Below are 1,296 nucleotides of genomic sequence, written 5' to 3'. Positions count from 1 at the left end.
CCCGCGGGCTGCTCTTCTACCGGCTGCTCGAGCAGGCCGTCGACACCAGCCCGCACCCACTCAAGGACCTCCTCAAGCCAGAAACCGGCATACCGGACTTCACCTAAGCAGATATGCAGAACACATGTTCGAGTCGAGGTCAAGAGGGACTGCAAGGCAAAGCGCCTCCGGCACAGACGGATTCGTGGGGCGTGGCTCAGATCGAGACGCCGCGGGCCCGCAGCACGGTGTAGCCGACGAAGGCGACGACGTCGAGGATCGAGTGGCAGACGACCAACGGCATGACCCGTCGCGTGCGCACGAAGACGAGGCCGAGCACCAGCCCCATGACGATGTTGCCGGCGAAGCCGCCGAAGCCCTGGTAGAGGTGGTAGGCCCCGCGGATCAGGGCCGACAGCCCGATGACCAACGGCCACGACCAGCCGGTCTGGCGCCAGCGCGTGAAGAGGTAGCCGACCATGACGACCTCTTCGAGCAGGGCGTTCTGCACGGCTGCGAGGACGAGCACCGGGGCCGACCACCACACCGTCTCGAGGTTTGCCGCCGACACCTGCGTGTTGATGCCGATCGCCTTGGCGAAGAAGTAGAAGCCGAGACCCGGGATGCCGATGAGGGCGGCGAGCCCGGCGCCCCGCGCGAGGTCCCGCGCCGGCTCGCGTCGGTCGAGTCCGACGAAGTGCCCCGCGCGCACGTCGGCCGCCGGCCGGCGCACGTCGTTCAGCAGATAGAGCGCGAGCGCGACGGCGACGAGCGGCAGCACGATCCCGGCGAGCTGGTAGGCGAGGTCGAGCCAGGGGCGCCCGGGCGTCGCCGACTGGTTCATCGCGGTGGTCTGCTGCGACAGCGGCACGGGGCGGGTGAGCTTCTCGATGATGCTGAGGACGGCGTAGACCGCCGAGGAGCCGAGGCTGACCCCGAGCACGAGCAGCGTCTCGCGGCGCAGCCCTCGCTTCACCCCTGCCTCGGTGACCGGGGCGGGGTCGCGCTCGGACGGGGCGAGCAGTCCGGCGAACCGTCCGCGCGGCGCGGGAGCAGTGGTCACCATGTCGCCAGCGTAACTTCGCGTCGACCGCCCGCCCTGCGCCGTATGCCGGCCGGCGGGTCACGTCGCACCGCGCCGGCCGCGTGCCCGGAAGGGCCCGTACGCCGTTGGCTGCCCGGGGCGTAGCGTCGGTGTCAGTGTCAGGGTGACAGCACCGCTCACGCGGTGGTTGGGTCCTGATCATCGGTTGTCTGGCTCATAGCGTCGGTGCCGCCCTTGGGTTGGCGTTCATGCGTTTTGCCGGCGACCGGTGT

1 protein-coding gene is annotated in these 1,296 nt (G+C 70.0%); it reads right to left on the bottom strand.

Annotated elements, in window-relative coordinates; all coding sequences use genetic code 11:
• Positions 1–196: 196 nt before the first annotated feature.
• A complete protein-coding gene (locus ACXR8F_RS21500) occupies positions 197–1,045 on the bottom strand; it encodes a CPBP family intramembrane glutamic endopeptidase (RefSeq protein WP_458803625.1) in 849 nt (282 codons plus the stop codon).
• Positions 1,046–1,296: the final 251 nt, after the last annotated feature.

The organism is Terrabacter sp. AAH1 (genome assembly GCF_054456855.1).
This window is presented reverse-complemented; position numbering and strand designations above follow the sequence as displayed.